This window comes from Paraconexibacter sp., from assembly GCF_041602235.1.
Taxonomy (GTDB): Bacteria; Actinomycetota; Thermoleophilia; order Solirubrobacterales; family Solirubrobacteraceae; genus Paraconexibacter.
Map to the genome: position 1 here is coordinate 1 of NZ_JBFIGP010000474.1, position 1705 is coordinate 1705.

The window sequence follows — 1705 nt, forward strand, 5'->3', positions numbered from 1 at the left end:
AGACCCGGCGCGCGACGTTCACGCTGCGGCGACGGACGGGATCGAAGTCGCGCGTCGGCCGCGTCCGGATCAAGGCCTCCCCCGGCAACCGCCGCACGGTGCGCATCAAGCTGACGAGGTCCGGACGTCGCTCGCTCGCACGGGCGCGCAGCCGCAAGCTCAGGCTGCGGTTGGAGGCGACCTACCCGCGCTCGGGTCCCGGGAAGGCGATCCGCGCCGGCATCAACGTGACGATCCGCCGCCGCTGACGGGGACGCCGGGCGGTCCGCTCAGGCCGCCGCCTCGAGGTCGTCCAGGGTCGGGTAGTCGGTGTAGCCCTTGGGGCCGCCCTGATAGAAGGTGCTCCGGTCGGGCTCGTTGAGCTCGGCTCCGCGGCGCAGCCGCGTCGGCAGGTCCGGATTCGCGAGGAAGCGGCGCCCGTAGGCCACGAGGTCGGCCGTGCCGTCCGCCACCATCCGGTCCGCGCCCGCGATGTCGAACTCCCGCGAGAAGCCCTCGTTGACCATCAGGGTGCCGGGGTACAGCTCACGGGCCTGCTCGATCGTGGAGTACCCGGCGTGTGGCTGGGTCTCCATGACGTGGAGGTACAGGAGGTCGTGCGGCGCAAGCGCTCGAAGCAGGGCGTCGTAGGTCGCGTGCGGGTCGACCTCGGTGATGTCGTTGAAGCGGTGCCCTGGGGAGATCCGGATGGCGGTGCGGTCGGTGCCGATCGCCGCGGCGACGGCCTCGACGGTCTCGACGACGAACCGGATGCGACCGGGGACGTCGGTGCCATAGCCGTCGGTGCGGCGGTTGGTGTTCTCGCTGAGGAACTGATGCAGCAGGTAGCCGTTGGCGGCGTGGAGCTCGACGCCGTAGGCGCCGGCGGCGACGGCGCGCCGAGCGGCATCGGCGTACTGCTCGCTGACGCTCGCGAGTTCCGCCGTCGCGATCTCGCGCGGTTCGACGTAGTCCTGCATGCCATCGACGGTCCAGACCTGGCCCGCCGACCGGACCGCGGACGGAGCCACCGGCGTCTCCCCGCCCGTGTAGACCGGGTGGGCGACACGACCGCCGTGCATCAGCTGGACGACGAGCTTGCCCTCGCCGGCTTCGGCGACCGCGCGGGCGACCTGCTCCCAGCCGGCCTGCTGCTCGTCGGTGTGCAGGCCGGGGGTGTTGCGGTAGGCCTGCCCGACGGCGGCCGGCTGCGTGCCCTCGGTCACCAGGATCGCCGCATCGGCGCGCTGCGCGTAGTACTCGGCGTTGAGCGGACCGGGAATGGTGTTCCGCGCCCGGTTGCGCGTGAGCGGCGCGAGGGCGACGCGGTGCTTCAGCTCCAGGGCGCCGTGCTCGTACGGGGAGAGGAGATGGTCATAGGGCATCTCGATGATTGTAGTTGCAACTACTACGTCGGGGACGCCGTCACCCACCTGCGGCGACGGCCTCGTACCCCTCGGCCCGCAGGACCTCGAGGACGGTGTCGCGGTGGTCCCCCTGGATCTCGATGACGCCGTCCTTCGCCGAGCCGCCCACGCCGCAGCGCTTCTTCAGCTTCCCGGCGAGATCACGCACCCCGACGTCGTCGAGGGGCAGGTTGGACACGGTCGTGACGGTCTTGCCCCGCCGGCCCGCCGTCTCCCGCTTCACCTTCACGCGTCCGGTGACCGCCGCGGCGCGGACCTTGTCGGGATCCCGCGCCTTTCGGAGGTCCCCGTCGTCCGAC

3 protein-coding genes are annotated in these 1705 nt (G+C 71.8%); 1 reads left to right on the forward strand and 2 read right to left on the reverse strand.

Annotation, left to right across the window (positions count from 1 at the left end):
* Positions 1–248 (forward strand): hypothetical protein (locus tag ABYE80_RS20575; protein WP_372792281.1); only part of this gene is annotated, 248 nt, incomplete at its 5' end.
* Between the two features lie 21 nt (positions 249–269).
* Here the strand turns inward: ABYE80_RS20575 and ABYE80_RS20580 are convergent.
* Together ABYE80_RS20580 and ABYE80_RS20585 are read right to left on the reverse strand one after the other, a co-directional pair.
* A complete protein-coding gene (locus ABYE80_RS20580; RefSeq protein WP_372792283.1) occupies positions 270–1364 on the reverse strand; it encodes an alkene reductase in 1095 nt (364 codons plus the stop codon).
* Between the two features lie 40 nt (positions 1365–1404).
* Positions 1405–1705: translation initiation factor (locus ABYE80_RS20585; protein WP_372792285.1), on the reverse strand; the 301-nt coding region annotated here is incomplete at its 5' end.

What these genes read in the sequence shown, in the direction of transcription:
- ABYE80_RS20580 (WP_372792283.1), bottom strand. Translation starts at nt 1,364, where the DNA reads ATGCCCTATGACCATCTCCTCTCCCCGTACGAGCACGGCGCCCTGGAG.